Source organism: Mesobacillus sp. QJM3NY_10 (assembly GCF_056173465.1).
The window spans coordinates 554217-578108 of record NZ_CM149675.1 but is presented as its reverse complement, the minus strand read 5'-3'; the positions used below and the strand labels follow the sequence as shown (position 1 = coordinate 578108).

23 protein-coding genes and 2 pseudogenes are annotated in these 23892 nt (G+C 40.7%); 6 read left to right on the top strand and 19 right to left on the bottom strand.

Translation table 11 applies throughout. The features are described from left to right. Window positions 1-8: 8 nt before the first annotated feature. The 4 genes from AC0VX7_RS02940 to AC0VX7_RS02925 all read right to left on the bottom strand — a co-directional run bounded on the left by AC0VX7_RS02940 (window position 9) and on the right by AC0VX7_RS02925 (window position 5012). On the bottom strand, window positions 9-1886 hold the full coding sequence (locus AC0VX7_RS02940; protein ID WP_475426596.1) for a beta-glucoside-specific PTS transporter subunit IIABC: 1878 nt from the start codon (window positions 1884-1886) through the stop codon (window positions 9-11). 142 nt (window positions 1887-2028) lie between these two features. Continuing rightward, complete coding sequence (gene licT, locus AC0VX7_RS02935) at window positions 2029-2856, bottom strand: BglG family transcription antiterminator LicT (protein ID WP_475426595.1); 828 nt, start codon at window positions 2854-2856, stop codon at window positions 2029-2031. An 807-nt stretch (window positions 2857-3663) separates the two neighbouring features. Then, window positions 3664-4140 (bottom strand): CarD family transcriptional regulator, encoded by a 477-nt coding sequence (locus AC0VX7_RS02930; RefSeq protein WP_475426594.1) that lies wholly within the window; start codon window positions 4138-4140, stop codon window positions 3664-3666. 203 nt (window positions 4141-4343) lie between these two features. Further along, on the bottom strand, window positions 4344-5012 hold the full coding sequence (locus tag AC0VX7_RS02925; RefSeq protein ID WP_475426593.1) for an SGNH/GDSL hydrolase family protein: 669 nt from the start codon (window positions 5010-5012) through the stop codon (window positions 4344-4346). Between the two features lie 277 nt (window positions 5013-5289). Here AC0VX7_RS02925 and AC0VX7_RS02920 point away from each other — a divergent pair, with 277 nt between their 5' ends. Beyond that, on the top strand, window positions 5290-6570 hold the full coding sequence (locus AC0VX7_RS02920) for an MFS transporter (RefSeq protein WP_475426592.1): 1281 nt from the start codon (window positions 5290-5292) through the stop codon (window positions 6568-6570). Window positions 6571-6631: 61 nt separating this feature from the next. Here AC0VX7_RS02920 and AC0VX7_RS02915 read toward each other — a convergent pair whose 3' ends face one another. The 6 genes from AC0VX7_RS02915 to AC0VX7_RS02890 form a co-directional block, all read right to left on the bottom strand. Next, complete coding sequence (locus AC0VX7_RS02915; RefSeq protein WP_475426591.1) at window positions 6632-7189, bottom strand: thioredoxin family protein; 558 nt, start codon at window positions 7187-7189, stop codon at window positions 6632-6634. Between the two features lie 136 nt (window positions 7190-7325). Continuing rightward, window positions 7326-7763: a GNAT family N-acetyltransferase gene (locus AC0VX7_RS02910; protein WP_475426590.1), complete on the bottom strand. Its 438-nt coding sequence runs from the start codon at window positions 7761-7763 to the stop codon at window positions 7326-7328. Window positions 7764-7902: 139 nt separating this feature from the next. Then, the gene (locus tag AC0VX7_RS02905; RefSeq protein ID WP_475426589.1) at window positions 7903-8385 is read right to left on the bottom strand and encodes an NUDIX hydrolase; all 483 of its coding nucleotides are present in this window, start codon (window positions 8383-8385) and stop codon (window positions 7903-7905) included. A gap of 149 nt (window positions 8386-8534) precedes the next feature. Next, window positions 8535-9017: an AraC family transcriptional regulator gene (locus tag AC0VX7_RS02900; RefSeq protein ID WP_475426588.1), complete on the bottom strand. Its 483-nt coding sequence runs from the start codon at window positions 9015-9017 to the stop codon at window positions 8535-8537. Window positions 9018-9132: 115 nt separating this feature from the next. Further along, window positions 9133-9921, bottom strand: a complete 789-nt coding sequence (locus AC0VX7_RS02895) for a nitroreductase family protein (RefSeq protein WP_475426587.1) — start codon at window positions 9919-9921, stop codon at window positions 9133-9135. Between the two features lie 62 nt (window positions 9922-9983). Next, window positions 9984-10412 carry an acyl-CoA thioesterase gene (locus AC0VX7_RS02890; protein WP_475428061.1) on the bottom strand — a complete coding sequence of 143 codons (429 nt, stop codon included), beginning with the start codon at window positions 10410-10412 and terminating at the stop codon, window positions 9984-9986. A gap of 221 nt (window positions 10413-10633) precedes the next feature. Between AC0VX7_RS02890 and AC0VX7_RS02885 the strand changes: the two genes are divergently transcribed. Beyond that, the gene (locus AC0VX7_RS02885) at window positions 10634-11143 is read left to right on the top strand and encodes a ferritin (RefSeq protein WP_215035224.1); all 510 of its coding nucleotides are present in this window, start codon (window positions 10634-10636) and stop codon (window positions 11141-11143) included. Between the two features lie 392 nt (window positions 11144-11535). On the opposite strand, the gene AC0VX7_RS02880 is transcribed toward AC0VX7_RS02885, so the two are convergent. Further along, window positions 11536-12357 carry a cupin domain-containing protein gene (locus AC0VX7_RS02880; RefSeq protein ID WP_475426586.1) on the bottom strand — a complete coding sequence of 274 codons (822 nt, stop codon included), beginning with the start codon at window positions 12355-12357 and terminating at the stop codon, window positions 11536-11538. Between the two features lie 188 nt (window positions 12358-12545). On the opposite strand from AC0VX7_RS02880, the gene AC0VX7_RS02875 reads away from it, so the two are divergent. Next, window positions 12546-13778 carry an MFS transporter gene (locus AC0VX7_RS02875; protein ID WP_475426585.1) on the top strand — a complete coding sequence of 411 codons (1233 nt, stop codon included), beginning with the start codon at window positions 12546-12548 and terminating at the stop codon, window positions 13776-13778. Between the two features lie 5 nt (window positions 13779-13783). Here AC0VX7_RS02875 and AC0VX7_RS02870 read toward each other — a convergent pair whose 3' ends face one another. From AC0VX7_RS02870 to AC0VX7_RS02860, 3 genes are all read right to left on the bottom strand, one after another. After that, window positions 13784-14107 carry a GyrI-like domain-containing protein gene (locus AC0VX7_RS02870; RefSeq protein ID WP_475426584.1) on the bottom strand — a complete coding sequence of 108 codons (324 nt, stop codon included), beginning with the start codon at window positions 14105-14107 and terminating at the stop codon, window positions 13784-13786. A 69-nt stretch (window positions 14108-14176) separates the two neighbouring features. After that, window positions 14177-14788 carry a hypothetical protein gene (locus AC0VX7_RS02865; protein ID WP_475426583.1) on the bottom strand — a complete coding sequence of 204 codons (612 nt, stop codon included), beginning with the start codon at window positions 14786-14788 and terminating at the stop codon, window positions 14177-14179. A gap of 341 nt (window positions 14789-15129) precedes the next feature. Beyond that, window positions 15130-16032, bottom strand: coding sequence for an AraC family transcriptional regulator (locus AC0VX7_RS02860; protein ID WP_475426582.1), 903 nt, complete (start codon window positions 16030-16032; stop codon window positions 15130-15132). Between the two features lie 224 nt (window positions 16033-16256). Here AC0VX7_RS02860 and AC0VX7_RS02855 point away from each other — a divergent pair, with 224 nt between their 5' ends. From AC0VX7_RS02855 to AC0VX7_RS02845, 3 genes are all read left to right on the top strand, one after another. Further along, window positions 16257-16853 carry a TetR/AcrR family transcriptional regulator gene (locus tag AC0VX7_RS02855; protein ID WP_475426581.1) on the top strand — a complete coding sequence of 199 codons (597 nt, stop codon included), beginning with the start codon at window positions 16257-16259 and terminating at the stop codon, window positions 16851-16853. 21 nt (window positions 16854-16874) lie between these two features. Continuing rightward, window positions 16875-17285: a Spx/MgsR family RNA polymerase-binding regulatory protein gene (locus AC0VX7_RS02850; RefSeq protein ID WP_475426580.1), complete on the top strand. Its 411-nt coding sequence runs from the start codon at window positions 16875-16877 to the stop codon at window positions 17283-17285. A gap of 114 nt (window positions 17286-17399) precedes the next feature. Beyond that, window positions 17400-18152 carry a GTP pyrophosphokinase gene (locus AC0VX7_RS02845; RefSeq protein ID WP_475426579.1) on the top strand — a complete coding sequence of 251 codons (753 nt, stop codon included), beginning with the start codon at window positions 17400-17402 and terminating at the stop codon, window positions 18150-18152. 104 nt (window positions 18153-18256) lie between these two features. Here the strand turns inward: AC0VX7_RS02845 and AC0VX7_RS02840 are convergent, their stop codons facing one another. The 5 genes and pseudogenes from AC0VX7_RS02840 to AC0VX7_RS02820 form a co-directional block, all read right to left on the bottom strand. Then, the gene (locus tag AC0VX7_RS02840; RefSeq protein ID WP_475426578.1) at window positions 18257-18961 is read right to left on the bottom strand and encodes a hypothetical protein; all 705 of its coding nucleotides are present in this window, start codon (window positions 18959-18961) and stop codon (window positions 18257-18259) included. Between the two features lie 562 nt (window positions 18962-19523). After that, window positions 19524-20795: pseudogene (locus AC0VX7_RS02835) on the bottom strand (glutamate-5-semialdehyde dehydrogenase); the annotation flags it as partial. 15 nt (window positions 20796-20810) lie between these two features. Further along, window positions 20811-21935, bottom strand: a complete 1125-nt coding sequence (proB, locus tag AC0VX7_RS02830; RefSeq protein WP_475426577.1) for a glutamate 5-kinase — start codon at window positions 21933-21935, stop codon at window positions 20811-20813. A 400-nt stretch (window positions 21936-22335) separates the two neighbouring features. Continuing rightward, window positions 22336-22947: an alpha/beta hydrolase gene (locus tag AC0VX7_RS02825; RefSeq protein WP_475426576.1), complete on the bottom strand. Its 612-nt coding sequence runs from the start codon at window positions 22945-22947 to the stop codon at window positions 22336-22338. Continuing rightward, window positions 22944-23890: pseudogene (locus AC0VX7_RS02820) on the bottom strand (ring-cleaving dioxygenase). The gene AC0VX7_RS02825 and the pseudogene AC0VX7_RS02820 overlap by 4 nt, the downstream one beginning before the upstream one ends. Window positions 23891-23892 lie beyond the last annotated feature (2 nt).

Here is a 23892-nt window from a genome sequence, read left to right as displayed (position 1 = left end):
ATCTGGTTTTAAACCACACTCTTTTTTAACGTTTTCGCCTCAAGTTTTAATAGAACATCATGATGTGTAACAGTGGCCATATTGGTTTTATCCACTTTTTCAAAAGATGCTGTATTTGTGATAATCACAGGTGTTACTGTATCAAATCCTTCTTGCTTGATGCCTTCAATGTTCACTTCTAATAATGGCTGGCCAGCGACTACTGTATCTCCCTGTTCAATCAAAGCTTCGAAATGTTTTCCTTCTAGCTTTACGGTATCAATTCCAACATGGATCAAGATTTCCGCACCTTCTTCAGATGTAATACCTATCGCATGTTTGGTTCTGAAAAGTGTTGTCACAACACCATTAACAGGCGAGACAATCTTGCCATCATGCGGTCTAATTGCAATTCCTTCACCCATTACTTCTGATGAGAAGGTTGGATCACTAACTTCAGAAAGTTTTACAACTTCTCCTTTGACCGGGCTTATTAACACGGAATCACCTTCTGCTACTAGTAGATCTGCTGCTGCATCGGTTTTTGTTTCTTCCTTGTTTTCTTCAGGAATATCTTCAAAACCTAATAGGTAGGAAATGATGGTTGCCGCAAAGAATGCAACGGCAAGACCGATTAATGCGTGTATGAATGTTGGTCCAATAAATGATGTAACTCCCGGTAAACCCGCGCTTCCTCCCAGGATATAAGCAGCCACTCCTGTGATTGCATAGTACAAGCCTCCGACAGCAGCACCCAATAGTGCACCAGCAAATGGCCTTTTTAGTCTTACGTTCACTCCATACATTGCAGGCTCTGTAATACCCATAAGTGCAGTGATGGAGACAGTTAATGATAGAGACTTAAACTTCTTGTTTTTTGATTTCAGGAACACAGCGAATGCTGCTCCTGCTTGCCCCATATTCGCCAGGAACATGGCAGGCATTAAATAATCGATACCTTTTACTGTCAGGTTGTTGATCATAATCGGCACTAAAGCATAATGCATACCAGTCATAATGATTAGCGAGAAAGTTCCGGCCAGTAAAACCATTGCAATGAATCCATACTCGCTAAATAAGAAGCTTAAACCACTAGATAAATAATCACCTAAAATAACACCCAGAGGCCCAACTGTCATTAATGTAACCGGTACAACGAACAAAATGGTTAGCGTTGGAACTACAATCAGCTTCAAAGAGTTATGAGTAAATTTATCTACAAACTTTTCAACATGTGAAGCAATCCAAATAGCCAGGATAATCGGAATAACGGTAGATGAATAAACGGCTGCTATGACTGGCAATCCAATGAAACTGATTGGTTCACCTGCACTAAATAAAGCTGTTAGCGTCGGATGCAAAATTGCTGCCGCAATAGTTGCGGCTATATAAGGATTACTTCCAAACTTACGAGCTGAACTGACAGCTAACAAGATTGGCAAGAAGTAGAATGCTCCATCACCAATGGCATTTAAAATGATATATGTCTGAGAGGCCGGATCAAGCCAGCCGAATGTCGACAGGATTGCCAGGATCCCTTTGATCATACCTGCTCCAGCAATGGCTGGAAGAATCGGAGTGAAAACACCTGAGATTACATCAAAGATTGCACTTATTACGTTTGTTCCACCTGACTTGCCTCCGTTGTTACTGTCTTCAGTTAAATTACTGTTTTTAATGATTTCCTTATACACTTTCGGTACATCATTTCCAATAATGATCTGGAACTGTGAACCGCTTATATTCGTGCCCATGACACCGTCCAAACTTTCTAACTCGCTGCGTTTTACCTTGCTATTATCCCGAAGGTTAAACCTGAGTCTGGTCATACAGTGGATTACACTTTGAACATTTTCTTCCCCGCCGACCAGCTCTAAAATTTTTATACCTAGCTCCTGATGGTTCATCACCATGCACCCCCAATTATTTTCAAAGCATTTTTGATAAAAGAAAAAACCTAAACTACGTGAAGACCAGACATAAATAGCCCGTCATTCTCGTAATTTAGGTTTTGCCTCATTGAGTAACAATCCTAAATGGAAAGAATATTTATCTTTTAACGACACGTTCGATATGGATCGTCAGGTAGAGTATCTCTTGTTCCGTTAGCTCATATCGATATTGCTTTTCTACAAACTTTTTGATCTTTAATGAGCATTGATATGCTTCAGGATACTTATTACTAATAACATTTAGAAGGTCGTCCTTCCCATCTTTATAATGCTCGCCTTTGACCAGCCGATGAGCAAAGAACTTCAGATGAGTGATAAAACGATGATAGTTCAATGAATTTTCATCAAACTCGATTTTGAAACTGTATTTCACAATCGTTAAAATGTCTTGAATCACCTTGGTCATATCAACCGTATTGGTCATGTCCTCATTTAACTGAGCATTAACCAGGTGGAGCGCGATAAAGCCTGCCTCATCTTCCGGTAAAATTACATTGAACTGGTCACAAATCATATTCAACGCTTCTAGTCCAATTTCGAATTCCTGTTTATAGAGGTTCTTTGTTTCCCAGAGTAATCCGTTTTTGATTGGAAGATTATTATGATAGCGCTCAATCGCAAAATGAATATGATCCGTAAGAGAGATGTAAATACTATCATTTAGCTTTTTACCAAGCTTTTGCTTAGCATATTGAATGATCTCTTCCGACAGCTCCATATACTCCATCGGGATATCCGCAATTAAGGTCTTAAACTTCTTTGTAAGATCCTGGTCTTCCGAAGTGAAAATCTTTTCTACTTTATCTTGATCGATGTCATCTCCAACCCGTTTATTAAAGGCAATCCCTCGCCCCATAACGATTACTTCCTGCTTATCCTTTGTAGAGACTATAACATTGTTGTTCAGTATTTTATTGACCTTCACTTCTTCCACCTCCGATAAGAAAAGCGTAAGCGCCTTGGTCAGGCCCGACAAGCGCTGGAGGGCCGACCAGGGAAGTCGTTCTTTGACTTCATTGGGCGGACCGAAGCGACTCGAGGGACTAGGCGCTGGAGCTAGACACTAATCTAAGTGAAAAATGTCTATACTTATTCAGTAACAAAAAAGGCAAAACCTTCCCCTGTTAAAAGGAATCGGTTTTGCCTGATTTAACAGTAACAATCCGTTCTGTATGCGCTTACCTACATAATACATTGTCATTTAATGATATGCAACTATTATTTTGATTTTCATTACTGAAGGAATTGTTATGTAAATAAAAAATGGTTTCCTCGTCTGGAAACCATTTTCGAGGGACCATATGGTGATACCGTTTCGTTTTTCTCTTTTACGTAAGGAAGCTAAACAATTACTATTCACTGTCTCAGTAGATGCAAAAAATTCTAATAGATAGAGGTGAGATTGATTGTTTTTTCTTCTAGAAATAATGACTTAAATAATATCTTGTATACCTAAAACAATGAAAGCCCTACCTCTCTTTCATCCTTACGGCTCCTAGTCCGTGCCAGTGTGAATCAGGATTGCAAAAATCAAGTGACTATTTTATCGAGTTATTTGATGAAACTTCAACCGTTCGTAAAGGAAATTTTAGTAATCAAAATGGATTAGATTGTAGAAAAAACAAAAGAGGTTAATGCTCTAATGGTGAGTTGGAGAAGTTGAATGTCTTTGAAAATTTTTAAAAAAACCTATAAAATCCAGGTTATTTTAAGGAGATGTATGAAAGAAACCTTAACAGAAACTTTTTATTTGATTTTCAGTAATTCCTTTAATTAATCCCAGTTCACTAATCAAAAATTTATGTGCGTTATCCAACATTGTTTTTTCGCTTGTATTAAGTGCTTTTTCTTTCTTCATACGCATTAAATCACGTACCACTTCAGTACATTCTTGTATTTTACCTGTTTTTATTTTTTCCGTATTCACTTTATACCTCTGTTTCCACGGCAGTAATCGATCTGATTCTCCATGCTGAAAAATGTTCATGATGTGTTTTAATGCAATTATGTCAGTAACAGGTCGTATATTTGAACTCAATATTTTACCCGCAGGAATCATGACTTGCATATTACCGATTAACATTTTTATGACATAATACTGTTGTTTTTCCCCTGAGATTTCCTTTTCTTCTATGGCTTTAATTATACCTACTCCGTGCATTGGATAAACAATGGTATCGTCAATTTGAAACAAATAATCCACCTCCATATATGGTAACCTTCTTAACCTTAACATATATATTATTTTTTATCAAATTTTTAATAATATCATAAATTTATTTTCAGTGTCAACTACTTTTTCTTTAAAATTAAAAAAAGTAAAAACAATAGGAATCGTGTCGAGAAGCGAAGGGACGTACCCTTTGCTTCTGGACACTTCAACCGTCCCCAGGCCCCTAACCTAATTAAGATTTACTTTTCCTGGGTGACCGGAACGGTTCCTCTATCCCTCATCTTTTCCCATGCAAATGTAGATAGTTCACTAGCCCATAAACCGTATGTAAGCTTTGATGGATGTACTCCATCACTGAAAAAATCCTCTGCTTTCAGGTTCATTCTTGTTCGCCAATCTTTTAGCCGGATTTTCTTATCATTGTAATGGACTCCATTGAACTTTGAGGCGGTAGTCAACAGTTCATTCCCCAATATATCCACCAAATTCCCGATGAAGACTTTGATTAAAAATGGAAATGCCGGAAAGTCTTTGATCGGCGGCATATTGGCAAACACGATGGGCACATCCTCAAATTTTGATCTCAAATCTGTAACTAGGTACTCTGATTGCTTTTGCCAGGCCCATGGATTATTAAGAGTAAAGGCATCATTGGCCCCAAGGCCGATCACTATCAAATCCACTTTGTTGTCAGGAATCACCGGAACAATATTTTCTCTAATCTTTTTTAGAGTAAAGCCGCTTTTTGCATACACTTCCCAATGGACCGTCGCATTCGTTTTTTCTGCTAATTCCTTAGCAAAAACACCCGCGAATCCTTCCTCATGATGATTAACCCCCACACCGGCAATCGAGCTCTCCCCCAGAAATATAACTCGAAACTCTTGATCACCATCAAGTTTTACCATGCCTGTATTTCCTTCCGCTTCCGGTAACCGGGGCGTACTTGCTCTGACCCTCTTTCCTTGAAAATATAAAAATGGCAAGAAAGGAACAATGATCATACTGCCGAAAAAATATAATAATCTCATATTTCCTTAACGATCCTTTCACTTGGTTTATAGGGAAACAGGGACGGTTCTCCTGTACCCTTAAATTACCCTAAAGCCCGGTGGTTCAGTAGTTATCATTACCCGTGCTGGATATCCATATATATAGTGTAAAAGCTAACGGGAGTAGAAATCATTGGACAAACAAAATAGCAGGTTTCGGTGGGTTGTATTTGTTTCCGTATTGTTAACTTACTTATTAATGTCGAGCCAACGAACAGCTCCGGGATTGATTACTGAGCAGGTGATGGAGGATTTTCATGTAACAGCGACAACGATTGGGTTATTAACGAGTATGCAATTCTTTGTTTATACTAGTTTGCAAATTCCTATGGGGATTTTGGCTGATCGGTATGGGCCTAATTTTTTTCTGATTATAGGTGCAATCGTTACTGGGTTAGGCACGATCATTTATAGTCTTGGGACCCATGAGTTTGTCTTGTTTTTTGCCAGAATACTTACGGGAGTTGGAGATGCGACTATTTGGGTCAATTTGGTATTAATTTTAAGCCAATGGTTTAAAGTAAAGGAATTTGTTCGATTAATTGGTTTCGCGGGAATGACGGGAAGTCTTGGATTCCTCCTGGCGACAGTTCCTTTCTCCGCTTGGATTGACTTACTCGGCTGGAGAGCTGCATTTTTTTCTGCGGGTATAGCTTTATGTTTAACCGGAATTCTTCTTTATATTGTATTGGTAAAGAAACCAAGACAACTCTTTCATAATGAATCGGTAACTGTAAAAGAAGAAATTCAACGTCAAAACATTTCGATGTTACTGAAAAGAATAGTTATGAATCGGCAGGCATGGGCTTTATTCTTCTGTCATTTTGGGGTTGTTGGCGGCTATGTGGGCTTTATTAGTTCATGGGCAGTACCCTATGGGATGAACATGTATGAAATGACTCGATCAGATGCCAGTCAACTAGTAATGGTCGGTCTTATAGGGGCACTTATAGGGGCTCCGCTAACCAGTTGGATTTCAAGTCGGCTTGGAACCATTAAGCGTCCTTATGTAATGGTTCATTTTATTATTTTAACAAGCTGGTCTGCTTTCCTTTTATTTAAAGGGAACCCTCCTCTTTTCATGCTCATTATGCTTTTCTTTATCATCGGCTATGGATTTGGAGCAAGTGCCTTAACTTTTGCCGTCGTTCGTCAATCCTTTCCTATTAGGGAATCTGGCCTTGTATCTGGTTTTGCGAATACCGGTGGCTTTCTAAGTGCTGTTTTATTGCCAGGATTTTTCGGAAAAGTATTGGATCATTTTCATTCTGTTTCAGGCAGTATGACTGAAGGATATTTTTATGGCTTCATCATTCCAGTCATCTTTTCTCTAATTGGCTTGTTTGGAGTGAGTACGATTAAGGAAATGCGCCAGCCTGAATCGGTAGAACCAGAATTATCCCGTCTAAAATGAGGAGATGCATACTTTTTTCCAAATTTTAAGGACATGGCCACCTGGACATGTCCTTGCTTATTCACTTCAAAATAGCTAATAGCGTCTCCTTAAAACTATCATAAACATCTGACCAAAGAACGGGATCCTCTGCATACCTTTTTCTTAAAGAACCAAAGGCTTCTTTTTGTTTCTCTGCAAAGGAAGGATCCTCTTTTGGTGGCAATGCAGCACGAACTTCATCTACGATTTGCTGAGCTTTGGGTGCCCGAGGTCCCCACTTTCCAAGTAGATTTCCTTGATTATCAAAGATTAAAACCATTGGAATGGCACGTCCACCGTTCGTTAAGTGACGATCAATCAAATCTGTATCTGCATCTCGTAAGGCGACGCGCATTTCAATATCCGCTGCCTCCGCTAATTTGCGAATAACAGGATTGATCATCATGGCATCTCCACACCAATCTTCGGTAATCGTTAGGAAATGAAGTTGATATTGTTTTAACTCTTCAGCAAATCCATCTGCTGGGAGATGAAATTGTTCATAAACTGCAAAACTTTCCTCTTTTAACGTGCCCATTTCATTCATATAAGTTTGAATTGATTTTCCCTCTTCAAAATACCCTTGTTCTGTTTTCATCTATATTCCTCCCTAATTTCTATGCAAAATCCATAAGGTAATATTACGCAGGCATCCTGACGATAACCCCTTCTTTCACCTTATCCGGACTATCTAATGATATTTAATTCTATCTAGTCAAAGCATTAATCTTATTTTATAACGTTTTTCTAAATGAATAGCACCATTTATCATAATCTAATTTCTCTTCATAAAAACGATGAGCTTTGTCTCGCTGAATTCCTGATTCTAATGCCACATATTCAGCTCCATTTTCTTTTGCCCAATTATGTATATAACTTAATAATTTCTCTCCGAATCCGAATGAGCGGTAAGCAGTATCCGTTACCAGATCATAGATAAAAACGTGTCGTTTATTATAGAAGTTAACTCTCCAGCTTAAACCAGCTAAAGATACAATCTGATTATCTTTATATAAAGCATACAAAGAATACCCATCTTTCCTCATTTCTTCTAGTAACTCCAGGTATGTCTTTTGAGTCAGCTCAGTACGTAACTGATTCATAATCGTAAAGGCTTCTAACCATTGTTCTTTATCCGTTAATTCTTGTATTGTTTCTGCCGTAGAATCCACATTTACACCCCAAAAAAGATTTTATTAAAATTTAAACTCCTGAATCCTTCTTTGATCAACGCCCTCGGAAGTCGAACCTAAAAATACCCCCCTCAAGGATCGAAGGACTCGTATAATTCTAAGAAAGTCCTAAATGAAACTATCTTACTACCGTTAAAACTGTATGCTCAACATTGTTGCTATCCCCTAACTTTTGTAACTGAGGAACAACGAATTCGGGTACTATTTTGTATTTATCAAGTTCATTGATCTCAATCCATTTGTGAATATAACCGTCTTCCATTCCTTTAAACTCATCTTTATGGTCAACTAATTTATGATGTACAGGAATTTCCACAAGGTAATGCATACCTAATTCCTGAATTTTTTTATTCTCTGCCTCTAAAAAATATTCCACTACCCAGCAAAGTTTCATATGGTCTACTTGTAAGCTAAACTCTTCCATTAACTCTCTTTTTAATGTCTCCTCCGTCGATTCAAAATGCTCAACCCTTCCTCCTGGTAAAAACCATTTTTCACTATTAACTGGCCTTTGAAATAAGACCTTTCCATTATGTTTGATAATGGCAGCAGATCTCAAATGAAAGCTTCTATCATTATCTATTGAGAATTTGATCATCATTTTGGTTCCACCCTTTAGCTTCTATATATAATGCCGCCTTACTTTTAACTTTAAAGAGAATCCCAAAAACACTATTCTTTAAAGTCTTTCACTAATCTGCACTTCAGTAAAATAACAAAAATGTCACCGTTGATGGGTGACACTTAGCCCTAAGATCTTCTCTTTTTAACGGGTATAAATAAATCAACTTTGCATTTCCCTTCAGGATCTTCGGAAGGGTTATTCATATTGAATTCCAGGTTATATCTTTGGTAATCGGCTGCATAGTCGCTATTTGGCAGCCATTCGCCAAATATGTATTGATAAGCAAAATTTAGCTTTTCAGGTTTTTCATAAAAGGAGTACAAGGCGTAATGCCCGCCTTCCAACTTCCTGAATTTCATCTCTTTATGATTTTCTTTTTCAAATCCCTCAGGTAATGTAACGCAGGCATCGTGACGGCAATCCTTGCTTTCCACTTGCTCCGGATTATCTAATGATATACCGATAAATGACTGTTGGGGAGGGTATAGTCCATTGCTAATCGCCCAATTGATCAGCTTTCCCCAGTGCTCTTGGGGCTCAAAGTAACTCCCCGTTCGTCTGATATACGCTATTTCCGTTTCAGGTAAGTTCTTTATTAAGATATTCATTTTTACTACCCCTCGTATGGAAAGATTAGGTCGCTAAACATTTCAACAAACCAGCAATGGTTTTGCTGTCCCCAAAAATGACTTTTCCTTATTTGTCCTGAGCACCATAATCCCCTCACTCATTATTCATAAAGTTCTGTCTCTCTAAGTACTTCAGCACTGTTTGAGAAAATTCCTGATGCGATTCCTTCGTATACTTAGCTATCGTATAAATCTGAGCAAGATTTTTCAATCCTAATTCTTCTGTCATTTCTTTAAGTTTTGGGACGGCCATGTAGCGGTTCCATCCTTTTTCGTTTCGCTCTTTATAAATTTCCAGAATATCTTCATCCGAATAATCACGATACTGATCATAGTGAACAAGTCCATACATTGGCAGCCGGTCACGCGGGGCAGGGTTTTCTGCTGGATAACCTAACGAAAAGCCTACAACGGGTACGACATTGGGTGGTAAGTTCAGCAGTTCACCAATTTGATCACAATTCGCAAGCGTAGAGCCCATATAGCAAATGCCAAGTCCCTCATTTTCAGCTGCTAAAGCACAGTTTTGTGATGCCAAGGTTGCATCAATGGCCCCGATCATAAAGCTCATATAGTTATCAAAATGGACAGGTGCATCGTTGAGTTCAAGCCATTTTCTCATTCTATTAAAATCAGCACAAAATGTTAAAAGGATCGGCGCATCCACAACCATCGATTGCTCCATATGAGCAGTGTATAATTTTTTCTTAAGTTCCTTATCTTTCGTGACGATGATCGAATACGTTTGCATATTACCACTTGATGAGGCACGAATACCTGCCTCTAAAATTTTCTCGAGCAAATCTTGACTAACTTCCCTATCTTCATATTCTCGGATCGATCGGTGCCCGTGGATCACATCATTAAATTCCAAAACAATCACTCCTAATTATCGATTATGGACAAAGGTCGATTCCGTCCGTCCCAGCGTTTCGATCTTTGTTTCTATTTTTCTATTTCAACTAAATATTGTTTTAATCGCTCTTTTGTTTCAGAGGAAAGTGGCGCAGATTTTCTAGTGTGCTCGTCCATTTGCACGATAACGGTTTCTGCCACTGCAGCAAGCTTTCCTTTTTGATAGATTCCTTGGAATAAAGCAAAGGAACTGTTGCCAACTCTTGTAATGGCACTGCCAATCTCAACTGTTCCAGGCCACCGTATTTCGGAAAGCAAGTCCAGATTTAGACTCGCTATGACAAACGAGGCGTTTTCAGCATGCAGCGGCTCCTTTGCATAGAGAAGCTCAGTCCTTCCCGTTTCCAAGAACGTTGAAAATAGTGCGTTATTTACATGTCCCTGTCGATCCGTATCTGCATACCTGATCTTGTCATATGCCTTTAAAGGAAAATCTTCATATTCCGGTCTCATCTGCATCACCAACATTCCTCCTGTATCTATGCTTCTAGATTCATATCCTGCTAGATACATTCTTCAACACCTTAAACAATAAATCCTTCTTCATCATACCTGCTCTTCTTTAGAACCCATTAAAAAGAATCCACCTTGATTCCTATAAAAACGTATATACAAGTTTCACAAATTTCTATTTTCTATAAACTAAACTGTAGATTTATTGTTATTGGGGAGTGAAAAAAATGAATGATGAACTTCAAGGCTTGTTTAATGATTTAATCCAACTCGAGCATGTTTCTTCAACTTTATATCTTGCGATGTCTGCTTCTATGGCTAAACAGAATTATACAGGCATAGCCCATTGGTTAAGGTTGCAATCAGAGGAAGAGAGAACCCACATGCTCACTTTAATTGATTTTGTCGTGGATCGGGATGGTACTGTCCAAATAAATAGCATCCCTGCACAACCAAGTGACTTTGGCACTCCATTAGAGACCTTTCAAAAAGTATTAAGCCATGAACAGTTTGTTACGAATACTTACCGTCAAGCCTATAACTATGTGAATTCAATCGACCCTCAGGCCGCTTTGATCATCCAGGACTTTTTAAGGGAGCAAATAGATGAAGAAGCACAAGCCAAAACCATCATTGATCGTCTTAAACTTGCTGGAAATAACCCTTCCGCTCTTTTACTTATAGATCAAGAATTAGGTGCAAGAACAAATGCCGCAACTCCTCCAGCAGCTGGTTGAATCGGTGACATTCAGTTGGCCGAAGATCATGGTTCAATTTAAAAGGCAATGGGACGGAAATAAGAACCGTCCCTTTGTCCCGAAATAAAAAAAGACAAGCTTTGTCGCTCATCTCAAAAGTTAGAATCCCCTATTAAGTTTCATATTCAAAGAATGTAAAATCAGCCTCTAATCTCGCCGGATGTTCTTTCATCCCTCTTAATCAAACGTTTGATTAAATGCATACCAACCCTAGAGGGGCATGGGTTCTTTGAAAAAAATCAGCGAAGATTGAGACGATCGACCCGCATCGGCCTCCCTCTCCTCCACCTCCCCCATCTGAATGGCCGATGTCCAATGACAGAGTGGGACATGAGAACCATTGTCCCCATGTCCCCCATGCTTTTTAATCCCTACATATTTTTGCTCGCCTGAAGAAGTTTGGATTCTCCTGTACGTTCCCATTCTTCTACAGTTTCATATGCTTTTTCAGGAGTATACCCTTTCCCTACAAGGACTCCCATTAGAATAAACTCTTGAAGAATATGCGTTGCATTGATTCCTCTTTTAACGTCCTCTAATCCTTCTTGCACTAAAAATTCCGTGTGCTGTACCCATTCATCTGGAGTTTTGCCAAAAACAATGGTATTTCCATTGCCGTTTGCTCCGCCTTCACTCGCCATGGCGTCGGCTTTGGTCACATGGACAGTCCCGGATGGATGGTTAGGAGGAGCATAGATGGAGTAAAGCTTTAATGGAGTATTACCGGTATTGGTCACATTATGCCAAGTCCCTGCTGGAATCATGATCGCAGAATCGTCAACGACCGGACTTTGAAAGGTTAGGTTCTCTTTAGTCTGGCCCATCTGAACCATCCCCTGCCCTTGTTCGATCCGTAAAAATTGATCAACAGCAGGATGCATTTCCAAGCCGATATCATCTCCAACATCAATACTCATTAAAGTGACCTGCAAATGTGATCCAGTCCATAACGCAGTACGATACGTGTTGTTTTGCTTTGTTGCTTCATTGATATTAACCACATATGGATTTGGTCCATAATCCGCTAAAGGAATCATTCCATTACCGTTAGGATAGCGAAAAGCATGAAAGCCGTTCATATGTTGCACCCCATAAGGATAAGCCCACTGAACAGACTGTCTTCCATTGTGATACATCGGTCCATTACCATAATAAGAGTATTGATTTGAATACCCATGTGGAACAAAGTACATTTTTGTCATTCCCTTCCCAGTTCATCAAAATATCCTATGCAATTATTTTGGGAATGTACTTAGAGACAAAGGGAGACACAGTTTCATTTTTACCCAATGTTAGCTTCCCCCTCACCTCCCAAAAACCGCAAATTTGGAAAAGAAAACGTCTTCCTCCCTCTCTATAATCTGGTTAGGGGGAGATGAAATTGACTTTTAATAAAAAAATGGATTCATATCGTGTCTATATATATACACGTTTTTGGTCGCAGTTCTTTTTTACATTTATCTTTACGGTTAACCTGCTGTATCATGTGAAGGTCGTGGGTCTTGATCCGTTGCAGCTGGTCCTGGTCGGGATTGTTCTGGAGGCGGTTGTGTTCCTGTTTGAAATTCCCACTGGGTTTGTCGCGGATTTGAAAAGTCGCAGGCTTTCTATTATTTTCGGGTACTTTTTGATTGGGGCGGGTTTCCTCATCGAGGGCAGTTTTCCGTATTTCATCGCCGTTTTAGTGTCTCAGGTTCTCTGGGGAATTGGCTACACATTTACCAGCGGTGCGCATCAAGCGTGGATTGCGAATGAGATCGGAGAAGAGTGTGCTTCCCAGGCGTTTGTGAATGGAGCTAAGGCTGGCAAGCTTGGAGAAGTAATCGCGATTCCTTTAAGTATCCTGATTGGTTACTATTTCATGATCAATCTGCCCATCATCATTGGCGGATTATCCATGGTCGGCTTGGCAGTTTTCCTGCTCCTTTTTATGAAAGAAGAGAATTTCAAACCTATCCAACCTGAAAATACTTCCACTTGGAAGACGCTGAAAAGTAATATGAGCCAGATGATCCATTACACAAAGGCCAGTTATCTGATGCGGATTCTTTTCCTTATTGCCTTGTTTTTCGGGTTATATAGCGAAGGCTTTGACAGGCTATGGATTTCTCACTTTCTTGAAGAAACTCAACTTGCCTACATGACAGAAGGAAATTTGGTCATCCTGATTGGCAGCATTAATTTCGTCGTGATGCTCCTTTCATTTATAGGCCTTCATTTTATCAGCCGGAGTTCTCTCCATCATCAATTGAACACCATCTATATATCCTTGCTGATTGGATGTGTTCTGATTATCACGTCGCTGACCGGCTTTGCTCTTTCAACAAGTATCATCGGTTTGTTGTGCTTTTACCTGATCATCCAAGGAACAAGGTCTGTCATGGCACCGCTTGAAGATACATGGCTGAATAAAATCATTCCTGATTCCTCGACTCGCGCAACGTTCTTTTCGGTGAAAGGCCAGGTTGATGCAATTGGCCAGATTAGCGGTGGACCGGCTATTGGATTGATTGCCGCAAACTTTTCTATTAAAATCGCAATGATTGCAAGTGCCACTCTTTTAACGCCAGTCATCTATTTCTATGGATTGGCTATTAAAAAATCTCGAGGGTGATAGAGTCACTCTCGAGATTTTTCTTTGATTGGGATATGAATTTCCATATAGACTTTTTTATAATCCCAGTAATGGCAATGCTCATCATAATATTCAAAATCGAAGCCCTCTTCATCCACTTCATAAGATGAGTGCGGAAACCAATCCTCCAGTATGTATCTCCACGTCCCTTTGATCGCTTTTGCGAATTGACCAACCTCAACCAAAGGCGTCCGAAATATCGCATAGACAGCCTCGGGGATTTGTATAGCGGTTAATCCGTCCGGTAAGCATTCATAATCTACAGCATTCTGAAAAGGTTTGGTACCCTCGCTAAGGGGAGTATACAAAAAAGGGATTCTGCAAGATGGCTGCCTAATCCCTGTTGTCCACGATTAAACTGTACTAGTAAATCCCATTTAATCCGTAGTGCATCCAGCGTAAGCAAGAGTAATTTCTGAATTTACTAAAAAATACTCACCACATTCATCCGATAGTAATCTCCAGCTTACAAAACCTCCCAGAATATCCGTCACACAGTCCAGTGTACATGGAGCAGGATTGCAAGTATATGCAATAATATCATCTACTGGAGTTTGCCTACTGCAGCACCCTCTAGCTGGTAGTTGGTCACCGAAAAAAGCAGGTTCTGTAGCAACAAGTGGTGCATTGACTAACAAAGTGCTACTTCCACACACTCTTACAGCATATCCAGCTACAACCTCACACTCCAACGGTACTCCCTCTACGCAAGTTGGAACACTGGCAGTAGCAAGCAATGGCTCTTTATAGCATCTAATATCGGACAAGTCGAATTGGAAGCCAAACCCTTCCGGAAAATTATTAGTATCTGCATTAAACCCCTGTGGAATCTCAATTCTACAGCAAAAGTCAACGGTAACTGGACAGGAAACTTCACCTTCCTGCAGTACACCTATAGAATTACCATTCTCCCTCAAACTCTCATACTGCTTTTTGCTGATTTCTCTTTGACTGTTAAAATAAGTGATCATTGTATCGGCATTACTCACTTTTCATATCCCCTCTCTTACATTCATAACAACTGCGCAGTTGTTATATCAGCTTATGAGAATTAAGGAAAATTGCTTGTACTGATGCACAGCAGGTTAAAAAATGAGTATAAGTCCTATGATAACCAAGGCGTGGTTGTTGGAAGAAACAGAGGGACAGGTGGACCGTTCCATTGCCTCCGGATTCTAAATAATGAATTAAAAATACCTATATGATTAGAAACAATTGGAATGGTTGCCGCCAATTATTCTATTAAAATTGCCATAATCGCAAGTGCCCTTCTTTTAACACCTGTGATCTATTTCTATCAATTGGCCATCAAAAAATCTCGAGGGTGATTTCACTCTCGAGATTTTTCTTTGATCGGGATATGAATTCCCATGTAGATTTTTTTATAATCCCAATAATGGCAATGCTCGTCATAAAATTCAAAGTCGAAGCCCTCTTCATCCACTTCATAGGATGAGTGCGGAAACCAATCCTCCAGTATGTATCTCCACGTCCCTTTGATCGCCGTTGCAAATTGGCCAACCTCAACCAAAGGCGTACGGAATATGGCATAAGTAGCCTCGGGGATTCGTGTAGCGGTTACTCCATCCGGTAAGCTCATTTCACCGTCATAATCTACAGCAAATAAATAACGACACCCTTCTTCCAGGCTTCGGCTTAAATTGATGCAATACTCTCCATGCTTTTTCGGCGACAACTCTTTGTACAAGTATGTTTCAATCGAACCATCTGTCAAACCTTCCTGCTCCCAGAAGGCTGGCACATTTCTGTCAGAAGGGAAATTCTCAATACTGAAGATTTTTCCGCCGACATTAAAAGCGCTTCGCCGGACAATCTGCGGCTGCAGGACAATGCCACCCGTGTTCTTTTCATGAAGGCTCATCAGATCCAGCTTTTGCGGCAGTGATGTTGGACAATGCTCCTTATAAAGACTCGGCGGACTTCCAAAACACTTCTTGAACGCTTTCGTGAAGCCCGAATGAGTTTCAAACCCATAATCCATCGCAATTTCGATGATCTTTTTCCCATTCACTAATTCATACAGCGCAAACTGGAGCTTCCTTTTTACCACATAATCCATCAATGTATAACCCGTCTGCTTATGAAAAATCCGCGAAAAATGATAAGGAGAATACCCAACCATTCTCGCCAGCTCTTCAGCACTAAGCTCCTCTTTAATATGATCCTCTATATAATCAATGACACGTTGAAGTAAAAGTAACTGTTGAATCATCCTCACCACTTTACGGGTAATCTCTCCCCTCCAATTTTACAAGACTTTTGGGGTACGTGGAATAATGAAACGCCAAAACCGCCTCCGTATCTCTAAAATGTGACACACTGCCACATTCGACATTGACATGTGACACGGTGTCATATATTATAAAACTATAATATGACACCGTGTCATATCTCTAAACTGAGGTGATCACTATTCCAAAGCAAACGTTTTTTAATTTGTCAGAGCAAAAACGGAAAAAGCTGCTGGAATCAGCAGAAATTGAGTTCGCAAGAGCTCCTTTATTTGAAGCTTCGATAGCAAATATCATTAAAACGGCTGGTATATCTCGAGGTAGCTTTTATCAATATTTCGAGGACAAAGATGATTTATATTTCTATTTATTAGAAGATAAATTAAAAAAGGGCAAAATCTATTTCAGCGCCTTACTGGCAAAGCATCAGGGGGATGTAATCGAAGCTTTGATTGAACTCCAAAATTACTTTTTACTTGCCCTATCAGATGAGGAAGAGAAGCAATTTTTAAAAAATGCCCTGCTTTTCACAACACATAGGGTAGAGAGCTCCTTTACAAGTATTTGGGATACCTATTTGGATAACCAGGAATTCAAGAAGGTTGGGGAATTGATTAATAGAGACTACCTGAATTCAACAGCCGAAAAAGAGCTGTTACATATCTTTAAAATGGTCTCTGCACTGGCCTTTAACAACCTTATTGAAAAAACAGTAAAGGGCTTATCTGATGATGAGGCAATGGAATCCTTTAAACTTAGTATGAGTTTGCTAAAACAAGGTATATACAAGAAAAACGACTGATCAGTACGGAGGTGTAGGTTAATGACTGTAATGATATATGGATTGGGATGCAGGTCTACCAAGAAAGCAAGAAAATGGATGGTAAACAACCAGATTCCTTTCGTGGAAAGGGATATGATCGAGGAGCCTTTAACGGTTCATGAGCTTCAGGAACTATTACAATTGACCACTGATGGTACCGATGACATTCTCTCTAAAAGGTCCCTTCCTTATAGAACCATGAATATAGATTTTGATAACCTTTCTTTGCTTGAATTACTGGAAATGATCCATCAACACCCCCGGTTACTGAAGAGTCCTCTAATCGTGGAAAACAAGAAGCTTCAAGTTGGTTATAACGAGGAGGAAATCCGGCAATTCCTTCCGAGAAAGGTTCGTAAGTTTCAGTGGCTGCAATGGAAAATGGAACACTTACAACCTATAGAGAGTTAACTTTTTCGGAAGTTTTTTATCAGAAATGGTGGCCTCCCCTCTGTTAGAGTCCCTCCTTAATTGATGGCTGTGATGGTGGCGAGATAAACTATAACCACAAGGAGTAGTCCCTAAATGGAAGAATTGACTCAGCAGTATAGAATCAATCCGAAAGAAATGAGAAACGACCTAAAAAGGTTTTCATTGATTTATAAATTTGCTCTGGATGAAATGAATACAAAGATCAATATTTTAAAAGAGGAATTTATTCATATACACGATTACAATCCAATTGAACATTGTAATTCAAGGCTAAAGTCTCCCGAGAGTATCATAAAAAAAGTGATCAGGAAGAACCTTAGCATTTCAATAGAATCCATCAGGGATAACATTAAAGACATCGCCGGAATCCGAATCATTTGTCCATTTATCACCGATGTTTATAAAATAAGCCAGATGATTGAAAAGCAAAGAGATATAGAATTGGTTGAACGGAAGGATTACATTAGTAATCCAAAACCCAACGGTTATCAGAGTCTCCATCTTATTATCAAAATCCCGGTTTTTATGTCTGACCGAGTAGAGATGGTATTTGTGGAACTGCAGATTCGAACCATCGCCATGGATTTTTGGGCCAGCCTGGAACATAAAATATACTATAAATATGAAAAGGAAATACCTGAACGGATCAAAAAGGATTTGAAGGACGCAGCCATTTCAGCTGCTGAATTGGATATGAAAATGGAGAGGATCAATAACGAAGTGGCAGATTTGAAAGTGAAGGAAAATACGGGAGAAGACTTTCTTATTTTCAATGAAACGAATAATTTCCAGTCATTCCTTAATGGCTTTTTTGTGGATGCTCCCAAAGAGGTAAAAAAGAAGTGAGACAACAACAGAATCCTACCAGCCAAACCCATTAAATTAAGGAGGATAGCAACATTGCTATCCTCCTTCTTCTACATATTTTTAATTACCACCAATGTTCACGTTTATTTACTTTTGAAAAAATAGGAATGAAGGATCAGTGCGACGAGGTATTCTGGTTTTTCTTCTTGTACTTCTAATACTTGTACATTGCTGATGATATGGTTCCGTTTCATTGTGCCAAGCAGCACTTTGTCTTGGGTTAGTGAAATGGCTGATGTAATTGTCATTGCTGAGGACAAAATCGTAGTGTCAACGAAGCTAAACTTAATCTCTTCATTTAGCATCAGTGCGTTTTTTAGATTTATTTGTGTTTGGGCTTTACCGATGAGATTTCCATTTTTATAGATTTTCCATTGATCCTGTTGGGTGAACCATTTTTCTCGATACCATCGTACATCATATAAATCATTGTCAATTTTAATTTCTAATGAAAGGTACCAGTTAAAACCGAGAAGATCACCAAAAATATAATTCCATTTCTGCTGAAAGTAACGTTTTATGTATCCTCTTTGAGCTTTCCCTTTAAAAAGAGGTTTCTGAATGGGTAATGATTTTTGAATGTTGTAAAATGACCAGCCTTCGATATTTTTCGGCTGATAAGCACGCTCTTTTTCTGCGAACTTTTTACTGATCAGATAAATTGCAAGTGAACCTAATGGAAGCAGCAGAATTATCGCAAACATCAAAGGCTCGAATGCACCAAACACGATATATCGAGCAAGTGTTGTCAGCAATAATAGTACAAAGAGAAATAATAGTTCAATCACCAAAGTCACCTCTAATGATTTACGATACATTCTTACAAAAGTTTCAACTTTATAGGACACAGGCGGTTCTGCCCCAAATTAACAACACTTTTTTACAGTTTACGAGACTCCTGAACCACCCTATGTCTCGATACTGGCCAATCGCACCCTTATACGGTCTTTCCCCTTCTCATAAGGGTACATTTACGAGCTAATCGTACCCTTATGCGGCCTTTTTCCTTCTCATAAGGGTACATTTTCGGGCTAATCGTACCCTTATGTCGCCTTTCTCCTTCTCATAAGGGTACATTTTCGGGCTAATCGTACCCTTATGTCGCCTTTCTCCTTCTCATAAGGGTACATTTTCGGGCTAATCGTACCCTTATGTGGTCTTTCTCCTTCTCATAAGGGTACATTTTCGGGCTAATCGTACCCTTATGTCGCCTTTCTCCTTCTCATAAGGGTACATTTACGAACCAATTGTAATCTTACTTTTCATCACACTCCTACATCAAAAAAAGGCCCTCCCCATCAATAACGACAAGGAAAGCCTTCTATCTCTTCTATAAAATTTAGCTGTAAGTTATCTAACCAATCCATCCCCAACCATAACATACTTACGAGTAGTCAACGCTGGCAGCCCCATTGGTCCTCTGGCATGAAGTTTCTGTGTAGAAATACCAATCTCTGCACCAAATCCTAACGCTCCGCCATCTGTGAATCTAGTGGATGCGTTATGGTATACAGCGGCTGCATCAACAAGCTGCAGGAACTTTTTAGCGTTCTCAGCATTTTCAGTAATAATAGCTTCTGAGTGTTTTGTACCGTACTGGTCAATGTGGTCGATGGCTTCATCGATATCGTTAACAACCTTAACAGCGATGTCTAGGCTCAGGTATTCGTCTGCCCAGTCGGTTTCAGTTGCTGGTACCACGTTTGGCAGTGAAGCGGCTGCCAACTCATCACCATGTACAGTAATCCCATTCTTCTGGAATGCGGCCGCAAGCTTCTCTTTGTTTTCCTCGAGCCATGCTTTATGGACAACAAGTGTCTCTGCTGCGTTGCAAACTGCTGGGCGGTCTGTTTTGGCATTGATCATGATGTTCAATGCTTTTTCGGTGTCAGCTTCCTCGTCCACATACAGGTGGCAGTTGCCTACTCCGGTTTCAAGCACTGGTACCGTTGCGTTTTCAACGACGGCTTTGATCAATGCTCCGCCTCCGCGTGGAATCAGGACATCGATGTGCTCTTTCATCGTGAACAGCTGCTGCGTGGCTTTGCGGTCTGCTGTTGCGATGAACTGGATGGCTTCTTTTGGCACCTTTGTCTTTTCGAGTGCTTGGTGCATGATGTCGACGATGGCTTTGTTGGAGGACAGTGCGGAGGAGCCGCCTTTTAAGATGATCGCGTTTCCTGATTTTAGAGCCAGGCCTGCTGCATCGACGGTTACGTTCGGGCGTGCTTCGTAAATCATGCCAATAACGCCTAGCGGTACGCGTATTTCTTTTACATTAAGGCCATTCTCAAGCGTCCAGTCTGAAAGGACGTCCCCGACTGGATCAGCATGCTCAGCAACCTGGCGCAGTCCTTCCGCAAAGTCGAAGATTCGCTCGCGTGAGAGTGCCAGGCGATCCATGAATGCGTCCTCGAAGCCTTTTTCCTTTCCGTTCAATAGGTCCTTTTCGTTCTCCGCTAAAATGGCTTCATAATTGCTTTCTAAAGCGTCAGCTAAAACAAGCAGTGCCTCATTCTTTTCCTCCGTGGAAAGAATGCTTAGCTTTTTCGCTGCCTTTTTCGCTGCAATCGCTTGTTCCTCTACTGTCGTTGTTTGAGTCATTGTCAATGTCATCAAAACGCCTCCTGTATATTTTTAGACTGATACCGGCATTGCAAAATCACGTGAACAGACAAATGTATCCTGTTCGATTGCTTCTTTTGTTTCACATTCTTCTTCATTAAGTGTCTCTTCCAATTTTCCGCTAGAATAATTGATTCGGCCAAGGCCGATTTCTTCTCCGTTTTCATCCATCACTCGGACAACCGCCCCCTCTCCGAACCTTCCTTTTACCTGAAGGATGTCTGATGGGAGGATATTTTTCCGATTCTCGATAACCGCAGCCTTTGATTCTGGACTGATGATTACTTCGCCCTCAGGTCCGGAATGGAACGCGATCCATTGCTGGTTGTTGTCGAGGTTGAAGCCTTCGGGATCCTGGTTGAAATACGTCCCTTTTGCACTTCCGCTCACTGCTTTTACCAGGATATCCTTGCTGTCGGCCTTTCCTAAAAACGAATCGATACCGGATGCCATCGCAATTTTTACAGCGGAGATTTTCGACTTCATCCCGCCTGTACCGACCGCGCTTCCGGAACCGCCTGCTGCTGCTTCGATTTCAGGAGTAATTTCATGGACCTTATCAAGCAACTTAGCATCTGGATTGTTGTTCGGGTTTGCATCATACAAGCCGTCGATATCGGAAAGAATGATCAGCTGGTCTGCCTCGATCAACGCGGCAACCTTCGCTGACAATGTGTCATTGTCGCCAAAACGCAGACGGTCAACCGTGACCGTGTCATTTTCATTGATGATCGGAATGATCCCTCTCTCCAACAAAACGTTCAGCGTATTTTTCATATTGTTGTAGCGATTTTCATTCGCGAAATCGCTTCTCGTGATTAAAATCTGCGAAGCGACATACCCGTGAGATAAAAAGAGTTCTGAGTAAGATTCCATTAACAGGCCCTGGCCGATCGAAGCGGCTGCCTGCTTTTCCGGCAATGAAGTCGGTCGCTGAATACAGCCAAGCTTGCGGTACCCTGCTGCTACGGCGCCTGATGAAACAACGGCCGTTTCATACCCCGCATCCTTCAAGGCCACAATCTGGTTCGCTAGGTTCTCCAGCTTCCGGCGGCTGATTTCCCCGTGCATACTCGTCAGCGAACTACTGCCAATCTTAATTACAACTCTTTTTATCTTCTTGTCTTGCTCTACCATCCAATACCTCCTTGTGATTCCCTCTAAAACATAAGGAACAATCACTCATTCAAAAAGTGTTCGTATACCGTTCGTATTTTGCCAACGTTATTAATGGTAACATCCTCAAGTATAGTTTCAAGGGATATCCTGCCATTCGTGAGCATATGGCCGAGATAGTGAATGAAAGCGGTAACATCAGGAAGATAGGGTGTATTTTATTAGGGTAATCACTGTTCAGACTTTCTTAGGAGGTTATATGGATGTATATCGGAGTTAAGATCCTTTGCTTCATTTTAGGAGTTTTCGTTCAGTGGCCTAAGTAATGAATTGAAATAAGAAAACGGAAGCATAAGATACGTCCCCATGCTCCCGTCCTCATGCTCCTCGTAAGTGCTCCGATAATGTCTTCTACTAATAATTATTTAACTATTACATCCCGATACCATTTCGCCGCTGCTTCGACTTCCTGCTGTGTCAGTTGATGGCCTCTATTCTCCCAATGAAGCTCTACATCCGCACTGGCTTTTTCCAGTAGAGATTTTAGCTCTTCGGATTCCTGTGGTGAGCAGATTGGGTCGTTAGTTCCAGCAGCAATGAATACCGATGTTCCTGTCAGTTCTGGCAGGTCAATGCCTCTTCTCGGCACCATTGGGTGGTGGAGAATGGCTCCCTTCAATGCATTCTGATAGTGGAAGAGCAAGCTTGCTGCGATATTCGCTCCATTTGAATAGCCGACCGCTATTACATTGTCGCGGTCAAACTCATACTTTTCTGCTGCTTCATCAAGGAATTCATTCAATTCCTTTGTTCTGAAAATAAGATCCTGTTCATCAAAAACACCTTCTGCCAGCCTGCGGAAGAATCTTGGCATTCCGTTTTCCAATACATTTCCGCGGACACTTAATACTGACGCTTCATCATCGATCATTCCAGCAAGTGGCAGAAGGTCTAATTCATTGCCTCCTGTGCCGTGAAGCAATAACAATGTTGGTTTTGTCGGGACTTTTCCCTTGTTGAATATATGTTTCATTTCAAATCACCCTCCAAAATACGAGCTTCTACCATTGGCAGCTTGTCTTCCAATTCTTCTTCTTTGACTCCAGCCACGATGGCAGCATCAAATTTTCACCCAGTGCATCCATTGGTTCATCAACTGCAAAACCTGGTGAATCAGTCGCTATTTCAAAGAGAATGCCACCGCCTTCGTGAAAATACAAAGCGTTGAAGTAGTTGCGGTCGAGGATCTCGGTTGGATAATAGCCTTTCTCCACGAGAAGCGCTCTCCACCTTTTATGATCCTCTTCATCCTTTGCTCTCCAGGCAATATGGTGAACGGTTCCTGCACCCATCAATCCACGCACGGACGGAGTGAGCTTGATATCGATCGTATTGCCAATCTCAGCTTCTGATTTGAACCTTAAGAAGCTTTCTTCTTGGCCAATGTTCTCTAGTCCGAGTGTATCCTCCAGGACCTCTGCTGTTTTATGAGGCTGCGCCGAAATCAATGTCGCCCCGCCAAACCCTTTGATGGCAACGTCAGATGTAACCCCTCCGAAGCCCCAGGTATTGACTGGCCCCTCGTTTCGTTCGACCAGCTCGATTTCAAGCCCGTCTGGATCCTGGAACTGTAAATAGCTTTCGCCATACCGGACATTCTGAATGAATCTGACTCCAAACCGTTTCAATCGGTCTTTCCAAAAAGGAAGGGAGCCGACTGGAATGACATAGCTGGTCACGCCGACCTGGCCTATGCCGATGCGCCCTTTCAGCTGGTTAGCCCATGGAAAAAAGGTGATGACGGTCCCTGGATCTCCGGATTCGTTACCAAAATAAAGATGGTACACTTCCGGGCGATCAAAATTGATCGTTTTTTTAACGAGTCTCAACCCAAGTACGCCTGCATAAAAATCGATATTCCTCTGTGCATCATTTACCATCGCCGTAATATGGTGGATACCTGAAGTCTTTTGCATTC